The 18,269-nt window shown below is 69.5% G+C and carries 21 protein-coding genes; 6 read left to right on the forward strand and 15 right to left on the reverse strand.

All coding sequences use genetic code 11. The features are described from left to right. Window positions 1–116: 116 nt before the first annotated feature. The 15 genes from JJI54_RS07565 to JJI54_RS07635 form a co-directional block, all read right to left on the reverse strand. Window positions 117–1,385 (reverse strand): site-specific DNA-methyltransferase, encoded by a 1,269-nt coding sequence (locus JJI54_RS07565; RefSeq protein WP_203072366.1) that lies wholly within the window; start codon window positions 1,383–1,385, stop codon window positions 117–119. Then, window positions 1,375–2,847 carry a site-specific DNA-methyltransferase gene (locus JJI54_RS07570; RefSeq protein WP_203072367.1) on the reverse strand — a complete coding sequence of 491 codons (1,473 nt, stop codon included), beginning with the start codon at window positions 2,845–2,847 and terminating at the stop codon, window positions 1,375–1,377. Before JJI54_RS07570 ends, JJI54_RS07565 begins: the two co-directional genes overlap by 11 nt. A gap of 205 nt (window positions 2,848–3,052) precedes the next feature. Beyond that, window positions 3,053–3,691, reverse strand: a complete 639-nt coding sequence (locus JJI54_RS07575) for a hypothetical protein (RefSeq protein WP_203072368.1) — start codon at window positions 3,689–3,691, stop codon at window positions 3,053–3,055. A 57-nt stretch (window positions 3,692–3,748) separates the two neighbouring features. Then, on the reverse strand, window positions 3,749–4,303 hold the full coding sequence (locus JJI54_RS07580) for a hypothetical protein (RefSeq protein WP_203072369.1): 555 nt from the start codon (window positions 4,301–4,303) through the stop codon (window positions 3,749–3,751). Continuing rightward, a complete protein-coding gene (locus JJI54_RS07585) occupies window positions 4,293–4,523 on the reverse strand; it encodes a hypothetical protein (protein WP_203072370.1) in 231 nt (76 codons plus the stop codon). The genes JJI54_RS07580 and JJI54_RS07585 overlap by 11 nt, the downstream gene beginning before the upstream one ends. After that, the gene (locus tag JJI54_RS07590; RefSeq protein ID WP_456305580.1) at window positions 4,520–5,149 is read right to left on the reverse strand and encodes a crossover junction endodeoxyribonuclease RuvC; all 630 of its coding nucleotides are present in this window, start codon (window positions 5,147–5,149) and stop codon (window positions 4,520–4,522) included. Before JJI54_RS07590 ends, JJI54_RS07585 begins: the two co-directional genes overlap by 4 nt. 359 nt (window positions 5,150–5,508) lie before the next feature. Then, window positions 5,509–8,094, reverse strand: a complete 2,586-nt coding sequence (locus tag JJI54_RS07595) for a VapE domain-containing protein (protein ID WP_203072371.1) — start codon at window positions 8,092–8,094, stop codon at window positions 5,509–5,511. Continuing rightward, window positions 8,091–9,413, reverse strand: a complete 1,323-nt coding sequence (locus JJI54_RS07600; protein WP_203072372.1) for an ATP-dependent DNA helicase — start codon at window positions 9,411–9,413, stop codon at window positions 8,091–8,093. Before JJI54_RS07600 ends, JJI54_RS07595 begins: the two co-directional genes overlap by 4 nt. Further along, complete coding sequence (locus JJI54_RS07605; protein WP_203072373.1) at window positions 9,410–10,183, reverse strand: hypothetical protein; 774 nt, start codon at window positions 10,181–10,183, stop codon at window positions 9,410–9,412. Before JJI54_RS07605 ends, JJI54_RS07600 begins: the two co-directional genes overlap by 4 nt. Before the next feature lie 8 nt (window positions 10,184–10,191). Next, window positions 10,192–10,647 carry a DUF6511 domain-containing protein gene (locus JJI54_RS31945; protein ID WP_226381554.1) on the reverse strand — a complete coding sequence of 152 codons (456 nt, stop codon included), beginning with the start codon at window positions 10,645–10,647 and terminating at the stop codon, window positions 10,192–10,194. Between the two features lie 7 nt (window positions 10,648–10,654). Beyond that, a complete protein-coding gene (locus JJI54_RS07615) occupies window positions 10,655–11,371 on the reverse strand; it encodes a hypothetical protein (protein WP_226381555.1) in 717 nt (238 codons plus the stop codon). Between the two features lie 16 nt (window positions 11,372–11,387). Continuing rightward, on the reverse strand, window positions 11,388–12,227 hold the full coding sequence (locus JJI54_RS07620) for an ATP-binding protein (RefSeq protein ID WP_203072375.1): 840 nt from the start codon (window positions 12,225–12,227) through the stop codon (window positions 11,388–11,390). Continuing rightward, window positions 12,227–12,772, reverse strand: a complete 546-nt coding sequence (locus JJI54_RS07625) for a hypothetical protein (protein WP_203072376.1) — start codon at window positions 12,770–12,772, stop codon at window positions 12,227–12,229. Before JJI54_RS07625 ends, JJI54_RS07620 begins: the two co-directional genes overlap by 1 nt. Next, window positions 12,772–13,113: a hypothetical protein gene (locus JJI54_RS07630; protein WP_203072377.1), complete on the reverse strand. Its 342-nt coding sequence runs from the start codon at window positions 13,111–13,113 to the stop codon at window positions 12,772–12,774. The genes JJI54_RS07625 and JJI54_RS07630 overlap by 1 nt, the downstream gene beginning before the upstream one ends. A gap of 33 nt (window positions 13,114–13,146) precedes the next feature. Continuing rightward, window positions 13,147–13,722, reverse strand: a complete 576-nt coding sequence (locus JJI54_RS07635) for a sigma factor (protein ID WP_203072378.1) — start codon at window positions 13,720–13,722, stop codon at window positions 13,147–13,149. A gap of 297 nt (window positions 13,723–14,019) precedes the next feature. Between JJI54_RS07635 and JJI54_RS07640 the strand changes: the two genes are divergently transcribed. From JJI54_RS07640 to JJI54_RS07665, 6 genes are all read left to right on the forward strand, one after another. Then, entirely contained in the window at window positions 14,020–14,754 is a 735-nt protein-coding gene (locus JJI54_RS07640) for an ImmA/IrrE family metallo-endopeptidase (RefSeq protein WP_203072379.1), read from the forward strand. Further along, entirely contained in the window at window positions 14,751–15,032 is a 282-nt protein-coding gene (locus JJI54_RS07645; RefSeq protein WP_203072380.1) for a helix-turn-helix domain-containing protein, read from the forward strand. Before JJI54_RS07640 ends, JJI54_RS07645 begins: the two co-directional genes overlap by 4 nt. Before the next feature lie 5 nt (window positions 15,033–15,037). Beyond that, window positions 15,038–15,709 carry a hypothetical protein gene (locus tag JJI54_RS07650; RefSeq protein ID WP_203072381.1) on the forward strand — a complete coding sequence of 224 codons (672 nt, stop codon included), beginning with the start codon at window positions 15,038–15,040 and terminating at the stop codon, window positions 15,707–15,709. Between the two features lie 249 nt (window positions 15,710–15,958). Next, entirely contained in the window at window positions 15,959–16,459 is a 501-nt protein-coding gene (locus JJI54_RS07655; RefSeq protein WP_203072382.1) for a DUF2924 domain-containing protein, read from the forward strand. Then, the gene (locus JJI54_RS07660) at window positions 16,456–17,805 is read left to right on the forward strand and encodes a recombinase family protein (RefSeq protein ID WP_203072383.1); all 1,350 of its coding nucleotides are present in this window, start codon (window positions 16,456–16,458) and stop codon (window positions 17,803–17,805) included. The genes JJI54_RS07655 and JJI54_RS07660 overlap by 4 nt, the downstream gene beginning before the upstream one ends. Then, a complete protein-coding gene (locus JJI54_RS07665) occupies window positions 17,802–18,212 on the forward strand; it encodes a hypothetical protein (RefSeq protein WP_203072384.1) in 411 nt (136 codons plus the stop codon). The genes JJI54_RS07660 and JJI54_RS07665 overlap by 4 nt, the downstream gene beginning before the upstream one ends. Window positions 18,213–18,269 lie beyond the last annotated feature (57 nt).

Below are 18,269 nucleotides of genomic sequence, written 5' to 3' on the forward strand. Positions count from 1 at the left end.
GGGCTTCGCGGTCGGTCATGGTGCTCTCCGTCGTGGTGCAGGGCATCCCCTGCGTGTGACGGACCATTCGCGCTGTGGCGCGCACGAGCCAAGCAAGATGCAGCGGCGTGGAATTGCTATGTTTCGGCGGTCTGGATCACATCATGATCGACGATACCGCGCGCCGCGGCGACATCGGCGAAGATGCGATCATCGCCTTCCAGCACCGCCACCTCGCCGGTCGTCTCCTGCCAGCGCCGCACGATGACGTCGGCATAGGTCGGGTCGATCTCCAGCAGCACGGCGCGCCGCCCCGTGCGCTCCGCCGCGATCATCGTCGTCCCGGAGCCGCCGAAGCAGTCCAGCACCGTGTCGCGCGGCTTGCTGCTGTTGCGGATGGCGCGCTCGACCAGTGCCACCGGCTTCATCGTGGGATGCAGGTCGTTGCGCGCCGGCTTGTCGAAGTGCCAGACGTTTCCCTGGTCGCGCGCGCCGCACCAGTAGTGCTGCGCACCGGCTTTCCAGCCGTAGAGCATCGCCTCGAACTGCTGGTGGTAGTCCGCGCGGCCAAGGGCGAAGGTGTTCTTCGCCCAGATGATCGTGCTGGACCATTTGCCGCCCGCCTCCTGCCAGACGCGATGCAGTGTCGGCCACTCCGACGAGGACATGCAGACGTAGCAGGCGCCCTTGGTGACCGAGAGCAGGTTGGCCAGTGCCGGCCGCAGGAACTCGGGAAAGCCGCCGCCGAGCGCGTCGTTGGCGATCGTCATCTTGGCCGCGGTACCGCCCTCGTAGGCCACATTGTAGGGCGGATCGACGAAGCCCATGTCGGCCAGGTGACCTCCACCCAGGGCGCGCTGCACGTCGACCAGCTTCGTCGCATCGCCACATAGCAGGCGGTGCTCGCCGCAGCGCCAGAGGTCGCCGGCGCGCGTGACGGGTACCACGGGCGGTGGCGGGGCGTCGTCGGTATCATCGCCGAGGCCGGCATCGGCCGCGGCCAGCAGTCGGTCGAGCTCCATGCCAGAGAAGCCGAGCACGTCCAGGTCGACCACCGCCTCGTCGCGAATGCGCGCGATCTCCGCGGCGAGCAGCGCCTCGTCCCAGCCGGAGTTCAGCGCGATCTGATTGTCCGCCAGGCGCAGCGCTCGCGCCTGCGCCGGGGAGAGATGGCCGAGCCGCAGCACCGGCACCGAGGCCAGCCCCAACTGCTTCGCCGCCATGACGCGCCCGTGGCCGGCAATGAGCACGCCCTCGGCGTCGACCAGCACCGGGTTTACGAAGCCGAATTCGGCGATGGAGGCGGCGATCTGCGCCACCTGAGCCGGCGAATGCGTGCGGGCATTCTCGGCATAGGGCACGAGGGACGCGACCGCCATGGCGGAGACGACGAGGTCAGGCTGCATCGGCAGTGACCTCAATCCGCGCCGCGGCCACGGCGTCGTAGTCACGTCCGTCGTCTGCCAGCGTCACCGGCAGGTCGGGGTGCAGCATCCGCCACCGCGCCACGGCCAGGTCGACATAGGCCGGCGCCAGCTCGATCGCCCGCACGCGACGGCCGGTGCGCTGACCGGCGATGATGGTGGTACCGGCGCCAGCGAACGGCTCGAACACAACGTCGCCCTCATCGGCATAGGCGCGCATCAGGAAGTCCGGCAGGGCGACAGGGAACACCGCGGGATGCTCTGTCTCGATGCCGCGGGCCTTGTGCCGCGTGATGCGCAGCACGTTGTCCGGGATCCTGGTCTCCTGCACGCCCTGGCCGGCGTGCTGCCATTCGCCGACGGTGCCGTCCTTGGCGCGGAGGCCACCCTTCTCGGAATTGACGTGCCCCGCCCAGCGGCAGGGGATGATCTTGTTGGGGCGCCGTGCCTCGCGATTGAAGTGGAACAGAAGCTCGAAGGCGGGCGACAGCCGCCCGTTCCAGTCGCCCGGCAGACCGGGCCCCTGGTCCCATGTGTAGAGCCCGAAGCGCCGCCAGCCGCGGGCGCGCATCCAGTCGAGCCAGGCGGCCCAATAGGGCTGCCACTCATTGTCGCGATGGATCAGCCCGAGGTTCACCAGCACCTGGCCGTCCGGGCGCACCGCAACGTCGAGATGCTGGAACACACCCTGCATCAGCGCATCCCAATCCGTGACGCCGCCGGTCGTGTAGTCGCGCTGGTTCCCGTACGGCGGGGAGGTGAAGAGCAGCGCGCAGCGGTCCTCGCCCATCACGCGCGCCACGCTGGCGGCGTCGGTGCTGTCGCCGCAGAGCAGGCGGTGCTCGCCCAGCAGCCAGAGATCGCCGGTGCGGGTGACGGCCTGGCGCGGCGGCTCCGGGTCAGCGTCGGCTGGATCCTCCGCCGGCGCATCCTCGGTGACCGCCGCGCCTGCCGCACCGCCCCCCTCGGCGGGATCCGCGGGCAGAGCCTCGGGCGCGTCGCCGTCGGACACGGCATCTCCAGCCGCCGCGAGGATGTCCGCGAGATCATCCGCCGAGAAGCCGAGCGCGCCGAGGTCGATGTCCTGCGCCGCCTGCACCGCGGCCAGCGCATCGCGCAGCAGCACCTGGTCCCAGGTCGCATTCTCCGCGATGCGGTTGTCGGCGAGGCGCAGCGCCTCCTTCTGCGCCGCGGACAGGTGCCGCAGCGCGATCACCGGCACTTTGGCCATGCCGAGCGCGGACGCCGCCTCGAGCCGGCCGTGGCCGGCGATCAGCACGCCATCCTCGTCCACCAGCAGCGGATTGGTGAAGCCGAAGGCCAGCATGCTGGCCTTGATCTGCTCCAGCTGCTCGGCGCTGTGGACGCGCGCGTTTCCGGCATGCGGGCGCAGCTCCGCCACCGGACGCAGCAGGATCTTCGCCGCCATCCAGGGGAGCGTCATGATGCCATCCGGTTTGCAGGAGGTTTGCAGAGCTGCGGCCCTGCGTCGGTTTGCAGCTATCGATTTGAAGCGGCGGGGAAAGACTGCAAACCGCAACCCATGTTTTCGGCCTGGCGCTAGCGATGTTGCGCGCTTCCGCCCCCCGCATACGGCGGGCCCAGGAAGGACCCTGCGGCTCGCGAGCCACTGTGGCTCAGGGGACCTCCTAGGCGAGCAGACCTTGCGAGGTCTGTTCGTGGGAAGTCGTCTTCTTCGACGCGCGCTTCCTCGACGTCCTGCCGGTGGTCTGCGGACTCGTGACGGGGACCGACGCCGCGCTCTCCGCCCGCATTTCCGCAGGGTAGGAAAGATCTACTCCTTGCGGATTCCGCACCGCCAGCGGGGGAATTGTAACGGGCTCCACGAGCGTCGCTTCCGCCGCTGGGCGCAGGTCGCTCGGGACGATGCGTGCCGGAATCGCAGCGGGCGGTGGCGAGGTCAGGGCCGCCGGCTCGACCGGGGTGCTCTGCCGCGCCGCGTCCTGGGCTGCCTCGACGGCCCGCAGCGCGGCCTCGAGCGCCGCGTGGACCAGACCGGCGTGGCGCAGCCCAGCGGTGTCGCTGCGGTCGATGTCCGAGAGCTGCTCGGCCGCGTCGCTAGCGCCGGCCACCAGCTGCTCGTGCATCGCCGAGAGGCGCTCCGCGACCTCGTCCGGCGCGGCGGGGCGCTCGCCGCCGAGCCAGTCCGCCACGATTGCCTCGACCTCCCGCGCCATGCGGCCGGCCGTCACGCCCCGCCCCGCGAGGTCGGCGAGCCGCGCCAACGCGCCGTCCGCCGGGTTGGTCCGTTGCCGGCTTCCGCCCATCGATCTGCTCCGTATCGCTCCCGGGCAGGTTAGCGTGTTCCTAATGTGTTCTCAACCTCAGGCCGCGCTTCGCCGCCCGGTCAGCCCGAAGTGGGCTGCCAGCACCCCGACCGTCGCCACCACCACGCCCTGCGCCTGCGGCGGTGGGACTGGCCGCCCGCCCCAGCCCTGCCGCTGCGCCCATTCCCGCACCGACATCTCGAGGCCGAGGACGTGCCAGGCGCAGGAGCCGGCCGCGCTGCCGTGCCCGCCCAATGCGTCCAGCGCCGTCGCCACCCGCTCCCGCGCCGAGGCCTGCCGATCGGTCAGCAGGTCTCCCCCGCCGCCGGGTACCCGCAGCAGGGGCACGGCACGCAGACCGTCCAGCGCGGCAGCGCGGAACACACGGCGGAAGGCGGCGCCCGCGTCGTGCATCTCCTGGGTGATGGTGCCGTTCGCCAGCATCAGCCCGAGCGTGTCCACGGCGCGGCGATGCTGGACCGGGCTGCCGGTCTCGGGATCCGCCGCGCGAATGGGCTCCGAGAAGCCACCATGCTGCAGCCGCCACTTCGACGGCCTCGCCAGATCGTCGGGCTTCGGCTTCGCCACCTTGGTCTTCCGCTTACCGGCCATTGTGGCTCTCCCCGTTGCGACGCCCCCAGCGCCGGTTGGCCTCGTTGGTGATGGCCTGGCGGAGCCAGTCGTCCGTGATGTCGGCGACAGGCAGCGCGGCCACGCCGTGGCGGTGCCAGGCAGCCGCACGCATGGCGTTCACCTCGCTGTCGTTGGCCGGGCTACGCGTCCCGCGGTCGAGGCAGGAGCGGGGCGGCAGTGGTGCGCCGTGCATGCTCATGCCCGGCCTCCCGCGGCTTCGGTGGCCCAGAGCAGCAGCGCGATCGCGTCCGCCTCGTTGTCGTCAGCCGGAGCGAAGCCGCGGGCCTGGATGGCGGCGACCATCTTCGCCTTGTCGGCGTTGCCCTTGCCGGTCGCGAAGCGCTTGATCGTGCCGACCGGCACGCCCTCGTAGGGGACGTCGTGCTCCTCGCACCAGGCGGTCAGCGTGCCGAGGAAGCCGCCATAGATGTGGGCCGCGTCCGTCCCGGCATGGGCCCGCACTTCCTCGAACACGACCCGGGCGACACCGCCGGACAGGGCGGCTGCCTCGGCTAGCCATCCGCGGAAGCGCAGGAAGCGCATTCCGCCGCCCTCGAACCGGCTCGGCCTGAAGGTCATGGTGCCCGAGCTGATGCCGCCGTCCTGGCCGCGCAGCGCCCAGCCGGTGGTGGTGCCGAGATCAAGGGCGAGCACGGCGTGATGCGCCAGGCTGACCGCGGGCGGTACGATGATGGGCGGGCCGCTTGCATGGGCGGCGGGCATGGTGAGAGTCGCGGGTGCCATGGTGGTCTCCGAAAGGGGATCGTCCTGGTGAGGGCGGCGACGGCGCGGTTCTTGGCGGAGCTCGCCGTCGCTGCCCGGCATTTCGGTCGGGCCTTTATCCGGCGGCCCGATCGCCGGCGGCCGCTGCCGACCCAACCCGCGACCCAACCGGGTCCAACCTGCGTTGACCTGGCAGCAAGAATAATCATTATAAATCAGTGTGTTATGCAGGCGTGTCCCAACGTCCCAACCTGGGCCGACATCCCCTAAACCTATAAGGAGAATGTATGTCCGGCCCGACCCAGACCTTCCGCATCTAGGTTTCAGACCCGTTGGGACGGTTGGGACGTTGGGACCAGCGGCTGCAACCGCCTGATTTCGCATCGAGATTTTCTGTCCCAACCTCAAGGAGGGGGTTAGGACCGCGGGGCGAGGTTGGGACAGCAGCGGAGCAGCCGACATCACGAGCTGCCCTCCGGGCGCGGTGCCCGGTAGCGCCACTCTCGCGCAGCACGGCCCGAGGCGCCTGATTTGTACCGCTCCCACTTCCTCGCCTTCAGGAAGCTGGAGACGCGCATCTGGTCTGCCCGCGTCCATTTCGCGGGCTCGATGCTGAGCGCCTGCTCCAGCACCTCGCCGACGGAGACGTCCGTCAATGGCGTGGGCCGGGGGACGTGGCGGTCCTGCCAGTCGTCGTAGCCGCCGAAGCCGACATTCACGCTGCGCCGTTCCGAGACAAGCCAGCGCTCGATCAGCGCGTCCCAGGCATCCGGCTCGTAGCGGGCCTCCTGCTCGGCGGTGGCGGAGGCGATGAGCGCGCGGTCCTCCAGCCACCACGGTGCGCCCGCGTCGAACCGCGCGACGGCCTCGGCCCAGAGCTGGTCGCGGTCGCGGCGCAGTCCGTCGAGATCGATCTCCCCGCAGCGCAACGGCCAGAAGCGCCGATTGCCGGTTTCGTCGCGCAGATAGGTGTCGGGATTCACGCTGCCGGCGAAGACGCATTGCCGCGGCACGGTGACCACGTAGCGCTCATACGGCGGCCGGTAGCGGTCGGAGGTGCGGGTGAGGAAGGCCTTGATGCGCGAGACCTCGGCCCTGCCGATCGCATCGAGCTCGGCCATCTCGATGATCCACACGCCGCGCATCTGCTGCGCGGCATCCTTCGAGCCGATCTCGGCCAGCTCGTCGGTGAACCAGGCATCCGACGCTAGCACCTTCAGCGCCGTCGATTTCCGAATGCCCTGCGGCCCTTCGAGGATCAGCATGTGATCCGCCTTGCAGCCAGGCCGCATGATCCGCGCGACGGCGGAGATCATCCACAGTGACGACATGGCCCGGTTCAGCGGCGTGTCGATCGCGCCGAGATAGGTCACAGCCCAGGAGTCGAGACGCTGCGAGCCATCCCAGGCGAGTGCGCGAAGGTAGTCCTGCACCGGGTGGATGCGGATATTGCGGGCGACGGCCACGACGCTGCGGCCCACCACGACAGGTGGCACGTTGATCTCGTGGCGCTGGAGCCATTCGGCGCAGCGCACGTCGTCCGCCTCGCCCCATGCCCGCGGCAGCGTGCTGGCGGTGGGCTCCCAGGGCAGTGCGCGGGTGACCAGGATCTCCTGCGCGAATTCGTCGAAGACCAGCGCATTGGCGAACGCCGCGTCGAGAGACAGCGCGGTGATGACATTCGCCTCGTTCCGCTCCGGCGCGCCGCTTGGTTCGAGGCGCAGCAGGGCGGCCCAGCGCGGCCGGATCGGCGCCTGGTTCACATCGCCCGTGGTGTTGAAGCGGCGCCGGAGCTCGCCAAGCTGCTTCTCCAGGATGGAAACGGCGATGCCGGTCGCGGATTTGATCGCGCCGAGGACCTGGCGCTCGGGCAGTGGCTCGAGGCGGAGCGTGACCAACCGCCCCAGCAGCTGCGAAAGCGGCGCCATGTCGGGCGGGTTGGTGAGCGTGGCCGCGGCTGCCAGCAACTCCTCGGCGGTGGTGGGTGGCGGGGTCTGTTCGGCTTGCGCCGCCGGGGCAGCATAGTCCTCGGCCGTCACGCCATGCCGCAGGTCGTCGTTGAAGTCGTCGCCATGCAGCGGCGCGAGGATGCGGGAGGGGATGTTGGCGAGGTTCAGCTGGTCCGCCAGCGTGGCTGCGGCCTGCATCCCGGCCAGCCCGGCATCGGCGAAGATGGTGACGTGGGTGGTGCCGGCCGGCCACTGCCATCGCCGCAGCCCATCCGCGGAGAGCGCCGCCATCATCGGCACGCCGAAGATGGCCTGCGCCGAGAGCGCGGTCTCGATCCCCTCGGCGACGCCGATCCGGCCGTCCTCGGGGAACGGCGCCAGGCTCACCGCACCGCCGGCGATGGGCCCGAGCATCTTCTTCCCTGGTGGCGCCTTCGCCGAGCCGTCGTCGAGCAGGTAGGTCCGGTGTATGCCGCCGGTGGGCTCGCCGGCGCCATCGCGGGCGACCGCCACCATCCCAGCCCACCCACGCTTCGTGTCGAAGTCGGGCAGGTCCGGGTGGAACATCAAGTCCGCGCTGGGCGGCACCTCGAGCCCGCGGCTACGCAGATAGGTCTCGGCCGCCGTGCCGGCGAGCGGCTGACAACCTTCCAGCAAGCGAGCTACCTCGCGGCTGTGGTCCGCCTTCGGTTCCTGCGGCCGCGGGCTGGGCGCCGGCTGCTCCATGTGGGCGAGCCGTGCGGCCTCCGCGAACAGCCGCGCCTCTGTCAGCCCCGTCGCGTGATAGACCATGTCGATCGGGCCGGCGCTCTCACCGGTGGCGTGGTCAAAGCCCCATCCCGCAAAGCGACCCTCGAGGTGCAGGACACAGGATCCCTCGCCACGCGGGCGGCGGCCCGAGAGATCGGCGCAGCGCAGCGTCTTCCGGTCAGCTGCGCGGACCGCCTGCGGGAACAGCGCCGGCAGCCAGTCCCGCGCCGTATCCGCCAGCCTGCGCCGCACCTCGGCCAGGTCGTGCCGAACCGGCAGGACGGGGCCGGCATCGTTGAGGTCGATGCAGGCCGATGCGGTGACGGCGGGATACGTCTCGGCGTTCATGCCAGAATCACCAAACCCTGCTCGGCGCGGGTGATAGTGGTGTAGAGCCAGCGGCGGCGATCGAGCTCCGTGCGGCCGAGACCATCGTCCCAGACCACCACGTTCTCCCACTGCGAGCCCTGGCTCTTATGGCCGGTGATGGCCCAGCCGAAGGTCGCCTCGGTCAGCGCACGCTTGGTCTTCCAGTCGCGGTCGTGACGCTGCTTGTCGAAGGCGATGTGGTCCTCGAAGTGCCCCTTGTAGATGCGCAGCCGGCCGCGGCTGCCGTCCTGCTGCGGCGGCCCGATGCGATTGCCGTCCTCGTCGGTCACCACCGCCGAGAAGTAATGGGTCCCCTCGTCGACCACGGCGTCGAGCGAGAGGAACATCCCGTTGATCAGCCCGAGGTCGTTCTGGTTCTTCAGGCAGACGATCTTCTCGGCCGGGCCGGTCGGCAGCCAGCCTGGCCCGAAGCCGGCAGCCTGGCGCATGGCGTTGTTCAGCTGCAGTCGGGTCGCGTTCATGCCGCAGATCACCTGGCCGCCGCGCAGTGCCTGCTCCGGCGTGACGTCGAGCTTCCGCATCTTCCAGACGTGGGTGTCGTACTGCCCGAAGCCGATCGCCACGCCCTCGCGGGCCATGGTCGCGAGGCGGATGATGGCGCTCTCCGCGGCCTGGCGGTGGATCTCGGTGAGCATGATGTCGGGCGCGTCCTTCGTGAACGCGCCTTCGCCCTGGATGGGTGGCAGCTGGCCAGGATCGCCGAGGACCAGGATGGGCTTGCCGAAGCTCATGAGGTCGCGCGCCATCTCCTCGCCGACCATTGACACCTCATCGAGCACGATGAGCCTCGCATGCGCCGCGTCGCTCTTCGGATTGAGTGCGAAGCGGGGCCGCTTCATCTCGGAGACGGCCTGGCGCATCGCCTCGATCGTCGCCTCGGCGGTCGTGCGGTCGAAGCCCGATAGCTGCCGCGCGCTGGCCATCGCCTCGGTGATCTTCTTCTCGGCAGTCTCGACCTCCTCCTCGGTCGCTTCGATGACGCTGTAGATCAGGCTGTGGATGGTGCGGGCCGGCGTGCCCTTGCGGCGCAGCACGAGCGCGGCCTTGCCGGTGAAGGTGGCGGTGACGACCCCGGGGACGCAGCCCTCGCCATCACCGCCGGCGCGATGCGCTTCGAGGCCGAGCTCCTCCAGCGCGAACTTCAGCACGGTCGATTTGCCGGTACCGGCGAAGCCGAACAGCCGGAAGACCTGCTGCTTCTCGGTACCGTGCTCGAACCATGCCCGGATCGCGGCGATGGCACGGTGCTGGGTGTCGGAGGGCGTGATGTCGCTCAAGTAGGGGCCTCCCAGCAGCGCACCGCATAGGGACAGAAGCGGCAGAGGTAGAAATCGGCGTGGGCTGCAATCCGCGGCGGCAATTCGCCAGCCTCAGCAGCGCGCAGGATATCGACGGCGCGATCGGACAGTCGCTGCGCCTCGGCTGCATCGAAGGGCACCGGCTCGTGGTGCAGCGCCAGCGTGTCGCGGTTCAGCGCAGTGAGCAGCGCCACCTCGAGCTCGAGGTAGGCCATGTAGAGCTGCACTTGGGCGAAGTAGATCGGCTTGGACTGGCGCAGGCCATGCTTCACCAGATCAGTCCACGACTTCTGGCCGAGCGCCTTGTGCTCCCAGAGGGACGGCCAGCGGATGCCGACATCAGGCCCGGCCACGATGACGCCGTCCGCATGGCCGCGGAGCTTTCCACCGGCTGCGGCGAAGCCGAACTGCTCGCCGTCGGCGCCGCGATCGCGCAGATCGAAGCCCGCCTGGCGGAGCCAGCGGATGGACAGCGTCTCGAACTGATGTCCCGCATCGAAGACCCGCAGGATGCCGCCGTCGAAATCGCGACCCGCATCCTTCGGGGTATGCGCCACCTCGTAGACCAGCTTTCGCGCGCAGGCCTCGCCGATACGGCTGCCGCCGAGATAGTCGCGGGGACGCTGCCGCTGGTTGCGCGCGACGAGTGCGGCATCGACATGAGCATTGATGCGCGCCGTGGTGTCGGCCGTGCCGTGCGTGCCGCGTCCATAGACCAGGCCGGATTGGTGGTTGAGGTCGAGGATCATCGTCGTCCTCAGAATGGAATTGGGTCGTCGAGCGGATCGCGCTCGGCGGCTTGGCGCTGCATGGATGCCTGGAAGCCGTCGACGCATGCCTCGATGATGCGGTCGATCTCCGCTGCGCTGCGGTCGTGGAACGGCGCCATGAGGTTCAGCTCGACCAGGACTTCGGCGAGCGGCCGGCGCGCGTCCTTTACCGCGCGCTCCTCCATCTGCGTTTTGTCGATCACGCCGTTGGACCGCCGGCCCAGCGCGCTGCCGGCCTCGCAGCAGCGCATCGAGCAGAAGCGGTGGTGCGGGAATTCGCCCCAGCGAAGCTGGTGGACGTAGCCGAAGCCCTTCGCCTCCCGGCCGCAGAGTGCGCAGGTGAGGCGCCGCACCTGGTCCTCGGGCGAGCAGCCGCGCGGCGGCGGCAGGGATTGGGCCGCAGCACGCGGCTGCGCCGGCCGCGTCCAGCGCCGACGAGCCATCGGCGCATCACCCGTTCAACCAGGCCGGGCCGCCGGCGGCCGGGGCGGGCGCCGCGGGCTGTGGCGTGGGGCTGGTGGCGGCAGGGCGTTCCCACATACGGGGCGCCGGAGCAGCGGGAGCCGTCGCAGCCTGACCGGACCAGGCCGGCGGCGTGGTGGCCGCCGCGGTGGGCGGGCGGGCCGGCCGGTTGCTGGGCGCCGCGGCGACACCTTCGCCGGCCATGACCTTCGCGTATTCCGGCTCGCCCGGCAGCACCACGCGGTCCAGCCGATTGCTGTCCGAGTATCGCGGGTCGTTGGCGGGCTCGACCCGGACCTTCGCCGCGAAGGTGATGCCGTGCAGGTCGGAGAGGCCGCGCAGCATGCGCTTGGCCTTCGCCCCCTCGCTCATATCCTGCGGGTCCAGCCCGAGCGCGCTGTCGATCATGGCCCGGAAGATGCCCTTCGAGATCTTCCAGCCGATCGACACACCCTGCTCGTCCACCTTCCCGCCGACGACGGTGAAGGTCTGCCAGAACTTGCGACGGATGTGCGGGCCCGCCGTGACGGTGAATTCGCAGTCCAGCATCTTCACGTCGCTGCCCTGCGTCTTCGTCGCCTTGAGCAGGCCGCGATCGGCCTCGCCCTGGCCATCCAGCCCGCCCTTGCGGAGGTGCATGATGACCTTGACGAAGCTGCCGTCCGGGATGAGGTCGGAGCCGCGCGGCAGCTCGGCGTCGTTCATGTCATAAGTCATGGCATTACCCCTGGTTGGTGCTGGTGGCGTTGATCTTGCGGAGCAGGGCGGCGAGGTCGGCGGGCTCGGTTTCGTCGAGGCGACCGGAGCGATCCTTCGCGGGCAGCCCGAAGCTGTTGCCGGCGCGGCAGACGAGGCGGCGCTCGGTCCCGCGCTCGGGGTCGTGGCGCCAGGCCTCGCCCTCGCGACTGAACAGCCCCATGGTGACGACCTGATCGACGATGCCGGGCAGTTCGCGTGCCGCCTTGCCGCCTTCCATCTGCGGCTGCCAGGTGACCTTGCCGAACTCGTCGGTCACCTTCTCCAGGATGCCGACCATGATCGTGGTCTTCCCTGGCGCATGCTGCAGATGCTTCAGCAGGCCGATCACCTCGCGCGCCAGCAAGCCGTAGGCGCCGCGGGTGTCCGGCTTGCCGGTCTTGTCGGAGAAGGCCTCGGGCCGCGTCTTGGCCCAGGCCATCGCCTGCCGCGTGAGGTCGGTGATGCTGTCCAGGAACACGATCGACTTGCTGGCGATCAGCTGCACGAGATCGGGATGCGCGGCCGTCAGGTGCTGGTGGTGGGCCTCCGAGAAGAAGCCGTTCGGATCGGCGGCCGGGTTCACCCCGCCGATCAGGCAGGCGATGTCGATGGCGTCGTCGAAGCAGCGGATCGGGATGCTGTCGCCGCGCCAGTCCTGCACGGATTTGAGGCCCGCCTCGAGATCGATGCAGACGGTCTCCGCCGCCGGCAGCGTCTTGAGCTGCGTCGTCTTGCCCACGCCGCTGGGCCCGAACAGCGCCATGGTGGTCTTGTTCGCCGCGCGCGAGAGGCGCTCATCGGCCGTGACGATGCGGAGCGCCATTAGCGGCCTCCCGGTATCGGGGCGAGGCCACCGCCGGCATGCGGGCTGTCGCGCAGCGCGGTCTCGGACAGGATCGCCAGGCGATAGGTGGCGCGGCCCGTGCGCACCGTGCGGGCCGGCTCGAAGGCCTGGCGGATGCGATCGGGCCAGGCGGTGTAGGCCCGTTCCGAGACCTTGAAGCTGACTTCGACATACTGAGCGGGATCCTCGCCACCGGCGCGGATCTGCTCGGACAGGGTGGCGAGGCGCGCCTGGTCCCATTCCACCCGCTTCGGCAGGTCGACGGCGATCTCGACGGCACCGTCCTGGAAGCGGACCGTACCGGTGTCCTTGCCGGCGGCGGCCCGTGCACCGACGGCGCGCTGCTCGTAGCGGAGCGCGATCGCGGCCTCGATCCAGTCCTGCATGCGCTTGGCGGCGTCCAGCGCCTCGCGGGCGTCGGTCTGCAGCAGCGCGAGGTGCTCGGCGGGGAGCGCGATGACGTCGCTCACCGGCATGCGGCGGAGCGCGTCGAGGGTCGGGCGATTGGTGCGGGCGGCGTCCATCACGCGGCCTCCGCGAGCGGCAGCGGCAGGATGGACGACGCGGTGCGGCGCGGGCGACGACGCGCCACGAGGATGTAGGAGTAGTCCTCGTAGCCGTGACGGCGCTGCACGATGTCCGCGAGGCCGAGCTCGGCCAGCTTCCACGCGCGGGCCGCCAGGCGCTGCAGCGCGGTGCGCTCCTGCTCGGGCAGGCACTGCAACTGCGGGCAGACCTGCCGGGCGAGCGCGCCGCGGTGATAGGTGATGCTGTCGCCCGGAGCCGCGGCGCCCAGCCAGGTGCAGAGCGACGCCTCGGTGAGAGGCTTCGACACTGCGCGGATGTCGATGATCGGTGTGTCCATACTTAGCCCTACCCAGCCCGTCGCCGATCCGTCTCAGGCCGCCGCGGCGATGCCGCCGGCCAGGAGCCGCAGGCGCATTTCGCGGATGCGGCGATAGAGGACCGACCGCGGCAGAGGACCCTGCTGGCCGAGTTCGTGCGGCGTGCACTGCGCGAGCGAGGCGCAGATGCTGTGGTCGCGCTGGTCGAGGACGGCGCCCGCGCGATCCAGGTCGAGCCGGCGCTCCAGCGCGACCACCGCGTCGGTCTGCTGACCGCACCACGCCGCATACCCCTCGGATTCGGGGATGATGTCGGCGAGCGTCAGCTCCTCCTCCTGGCCGGGCACCGCGTCGTCCAGCGACGCGTTGTGCCGTTCGCGCTTCTCGCGGCGAAGGCGCGTGGCGAGACGGGACGCGCGGTGCTGGAAGCAGACCGTGGCGAAGGCCGCCAACGTCCCGCGCGCCGGATCGAAGCCGGGCAACCGCGTCAGGAGGTCGAGCAGCAGGTCCTGCTCCATGTCCTCCCGCTCATGGCTGGGGCGCCCCAGGGTGCGGCAGAGGCGGCGCGCGTAGCGCTCGGCGAGCGGGTGGACGACATCGAGATCGGCGAGGGAAAGCTGGGCGGGCATTCGGCGTGGCTCCTGTGGGACGGCTATGACGTCCAGAAGCAACCACACGACCTGCCGGGGCGGAGAGGCGGAATGGGGCGCAATGGGGAATAGGCCTGGCTTGGGATTAATTCCCCATTGCTGGATCAATGGCTTACGCCACTTTCGAGCCAATAACAGCGAGATAGGAAGGCGATTTGCGCCCTACCCGTGCGGGAAATCCACACCCGACCGATCGCCTGTGGATATCGGGGGTACGAGAACATGGGCGGAACATCATTGTTGACCAATCGCACAGCAGTTCGTCATGATCCGGGCATGTCCATCACCGTTGAGTACCCGCACCACGCCGCCTCGGGCGCGCCTCGGCCGTTGTCGGCCCAGACCCTCTGGGCGGTCGCCGCCCAGGTGCGCCGCCAGGCCATGGCGGGGCAGGCTGGATTCGCGCTGCCGCTCACCGCGCTGGTCGCGGCCACGCGGATGGTGTCGGCGAATGGCCGGGCCATCTTGGTCGCCTGGGAGCTGAACCACCCCGTGCACGACGCCTCCGGGGAGGCGGTGCTCGGCGTGTGCGAGACGGATCCCGACATGCCAGGCACCGCCCTGGTCTCCGTGAATGCGCACATGGTGGCCGGGCGGCCTGACCTGGCAATCAGCACAGCGGCCCATGAGCTGGGCCATGTGGTGTTCGATGTGCCCGTGGCGCTCGGCGCGCCCGCGCGGCGCTACCGCTCAGTGACGGAAGGTCCGAGCGCGCTGCTTGATCGGACTACCGCAGCCTCCGAGCGCCGGGCGAACGAGTTCATGGGGGCGCTGCTCGCTCCCCCTGTGCCGCTCCACCTTCGCATGCTCGTCCACGCCCGGTCCGAGCGGATTCGCACGGTGCATGCCCCGCATCGGGGGCGGCAGGGCAGCCGCGTGTTGGCGTCCGACAATCCGCGCGAGCTCATCGAGGGCGTGGTCGCCGCGCTGGCCGGCGACTTCGGTGTGTCGGAACGCTTCATCGCCGTGCGGCTGAGCCGCTACGGCCTGGTTCAAGGAGAACAACGGTGAGCTTCGGGTCTGTCATCCGCGAGCGACGGACGGCGCTCGGCATCGGGTTGAACGACTTCGCGGAGCGATTGGAGATCTCGCCGGCCTATTGGTCGCGCATCGAGCGCGACCAGGAGAACCCGCCCCGCGACGAACTGATAGAGCGCGCCGCCGCCATCCTCGGCGTGCGGCTGGATGATCTGTTCGTCGAGGCGCAGCGCCTGCCGCCCGACATGCGGAAGGACATGGCCAAGGTCGTGCAGGCGTATCGGCGGCTGCGCTTTGTCGGGAAGGGGTGACGCAGATGACGGGCCGCAAGCTACGAAAGCCGTTCTATCCTCTGGACGAAGTCTGCCAGCGGCTGGAAATGCTGCCCAGCGACCTCGAACCGTTTGTCCTTCATGGCCATCTGAAACTGTCGATCCCGGCGGCAGATTTCTGGGTGAACGTTGGCGCCTGGGTCGAGGTGGAAGAGGGCAATCGCGTCCGGTCGCCAGAAGGGACCGCGATTGTACGTGGCCTCCTCGATCTTGTTGCTTCGGACGCGTGGCGCGTACTTCGTCACGGCGCAACCAAAGTCGAGCGCTTCGACGCGGGTCCGGAAAGGTACATGGAGGTGTGGGGCGGGAGTGAGCCCTTTGCCGACCACGAAGTACTGAAGGCAGATTTGGTTGTCCGTGACACGGAGGTCTCACGATTCGAGGCCGAGCACGTACCACCGGCCGCGGACGCCGCAAGCCGCGGCGGCCCTGGACAGCGAGGCGCAATGCCAAAGTACGATTGGGATGCATTCTGGCGCGAGGTGGCTCGATCGATCTTGTTCGACGGTGTTCCGGAAAGTCAGGCCGCGTTCGTCCGCCGAATGGTGGATTGGTTCGATACACGCGGTGAGGCGCCAGACCCCAGCACTATCAAGAAGAAGCTGAGTCCACTCTGGCGCGACATCGCGCCTGAGGCTGAACGAAAGATCGCCTGATCGGGACGGATCACGCCAGAGGCGGGTAGGGCTAAGTATGAAGCCATCGCCCGCGGGACTGAACGCTCATCTCCCACCGCACCTCCGGGAGGTCTGCTCCATCCTGGCGCGCGGTCTGGTGCGGCTGCGCAGCCGCGCTGCCGAAGACGATGCGCGGGATGCCGAGATAGCTCGGGGGGCGGGAGACGTTCGCCTACACTCCACCGCCCACCAGCGCCTGCATGCGAACCCCAACAGGAAGGGACTCGCATGACCAGACGATCCACTACCGCGCCCCCGCCGGCGCCCACCATCCCGAAGATCCCGCCGACGCAGGTGCTGGGGCGGCTCGCCGCGCTGCAGACAGCGCCCACCGCGGACCTGAAACAGCAGTGGCGGGAGCTCTTCGGCAAGGAGCCGCCGCCCTGGAACCGCGCCTACATCCAGAGCCGGCTGGCGTATCGGATTCAGGAGCTCGCCTATGGCGGGCTGAAGCCCGAGACGGTCGATCGGCTGGTGGCTTTGGGCGAGCAGTTGGACGGCGGCAACGTCGTGCTGCGCCGCATCCGGGCTGACAGCCGGCCGCTGGCCGGCACCCGCCTCATTCGGGAATGGCAGGGCGTGCAGCACGTGGTCACCGTCCGCGCCGATGACTTCGAATTCGAGGGCCGGCCGTATCGGTCTCTATCCGCTATCGCTCGGCACATCACCGGCACGCGCTGGAACGGCTGGACCTTCTTCGGCCTACGCCAGCCAGGCGGTAGCGCATGAAGACGCGCGCCACCACCACTGCGATGCCCTCCAGCACGAAGAAGCTGCGGTGCGCGGTCTACACGCGGAAGAGCACCGACGAGGGCTTGGACAAGGAGTTCAACACCCTCGACGCGCAGCGCGACGCCTGCGAGGCGTACATCGCCAGCCAGCGCGCCGAAGGCTGGGTGCTGCTCCGCGACCGCTACGACGACGGCGGCTTTTCCGGCGGCACGTTGGAGCGGCCGGCGCTGCAGCGGCTCCTGCGCGATATCCAGGCCGACCTGGTCGACGTAATCGTGGTCTACAAGATTGATCGCCTCAGCCGCTCGCTGATGGATTTCGCCAAGCTGGTGGAGGTGATGGACGCGCATGGCGTGACGTTTGTGAGCGTGACGCAGAGCTTCAACACGACGACCAGCATGGGACGGCTGACGCTGAACATCCTGCTCAGCTTCGCGCAGTTTGAACGCGAGGTCATTGGCGAGCGGATTCGCGACAAATTCGCGGCTTCCCGCGCCCGTGGCATGTGGATGGGAGGGAAGGTGCCGCTCGGCTACGACGTCGCCAACCGAAAGCTGGTCGTGAATGACGCCGAGGCGGCCCGCGTGCGGCGCGTGTTCGACCTCTTCGCCGAGACCGGCTCCGGCGTCGAGACGGTGCGCCGCCTGCAGGCCGAGGGTGTTACGGCGAAGTCTGGTCGGCCGCTGGACAAGGGCGACGTCTACAAGCTGCTGAACAATCGGACGTATGTCGGGGAGGCCTCGCACAAGGGGCAGGTCTATCCCGGCGAGCACCAGGCGATCGTGTCGCGGGAGCTCTGGGACCGGGCGCACGCGGTGCTGCAGATCAGTCCGCGCGTGCGGGCAAACCAGAACCGGGCGCAGACGCCGGCGCTGCTGAAGGGGCTGATCTTTGGGGTGGACGGCCGAGCGCTGTCGCCGACGCACGCCAGGAAGAACGGCCGGCTCTACCGCTACTATGTGGCGCAGCGCGTGCTGAAGGGCGACGCCGCTGGCGACGACGGTATCGTCCGCCGGGTATCGGCGGCGGAGATCGAGGCCGCGGTCGTGGACCAGGTGAGGGCGCTGCTGCGGCAGCCCGAGATCGTGGTCGGCACCTGGCGGGCGGCGCGGGCGGAGGCGCCCGACCTGACCGAGGGCGAGACCCGCGACGCGCTGCATCGGCTCGACCCGCTTTGGGAACATCTATTCCCGGCGGAGCAGGCGCGCATTGTGCGTTCGCTGGTGGAGCGGGTAGTGGTTGGCCCGGCTGGCGCGGACATTCGGCTGCGGCTGGATGGTCTCGGCGGCCTGGTCCGCGACCTCGGCGCCATCGCTCCCGATGCGCTGAGGTCGGCAGCATGACCACGGCGACCAGCATCACGGTCCGGGTGCCGCTGGCGATCCGCCACCGGCCAGGGCGGAAGACCGTCGTGACGCCGATGACGGATACCGTAGCGCGGGTCCCCACGCGCGCCGACCCGGCGCTGGTGAAGGCCCTGGCGCGGGCGTTTCGGTACCAGCGGATGCTCGATCAGGGGCGCTACGCATCGGTGACGGAGATGGCTGCGGCGGAGAAGATCGATCGCGGGTACCTTGGCCGCCTGCTTCAACTCACGCTATTGGCGCCCAGTGTTGTTGAGATGATTACCAGTGGACGGCAGCGAGATAACATAACGCTACCGCGGCTGGCGGAGCCGCTTCCGACACTGTGGGCAGAGCAGCTTGATGTGCTCGCCGCTTCACCATCGGGCGACAGAGGACCGCCTTGAACCCCGCCTCTAACTCGTCCGCAGCCCAAGCGCCACACGCGTGCTGCTCTTGGGAGA

The organism is Falsiroseomonas ponticola (genome assembly GCF_016805305.1).
In the GTDB taxonomy this organism is placed as follows: Bacteria; Pseudomonadota; Alphaproteobacteria; order Acetobacterales; family Acetobacteraceae; genus Falsiroseomonas; species Falsiroseomonas ponticola.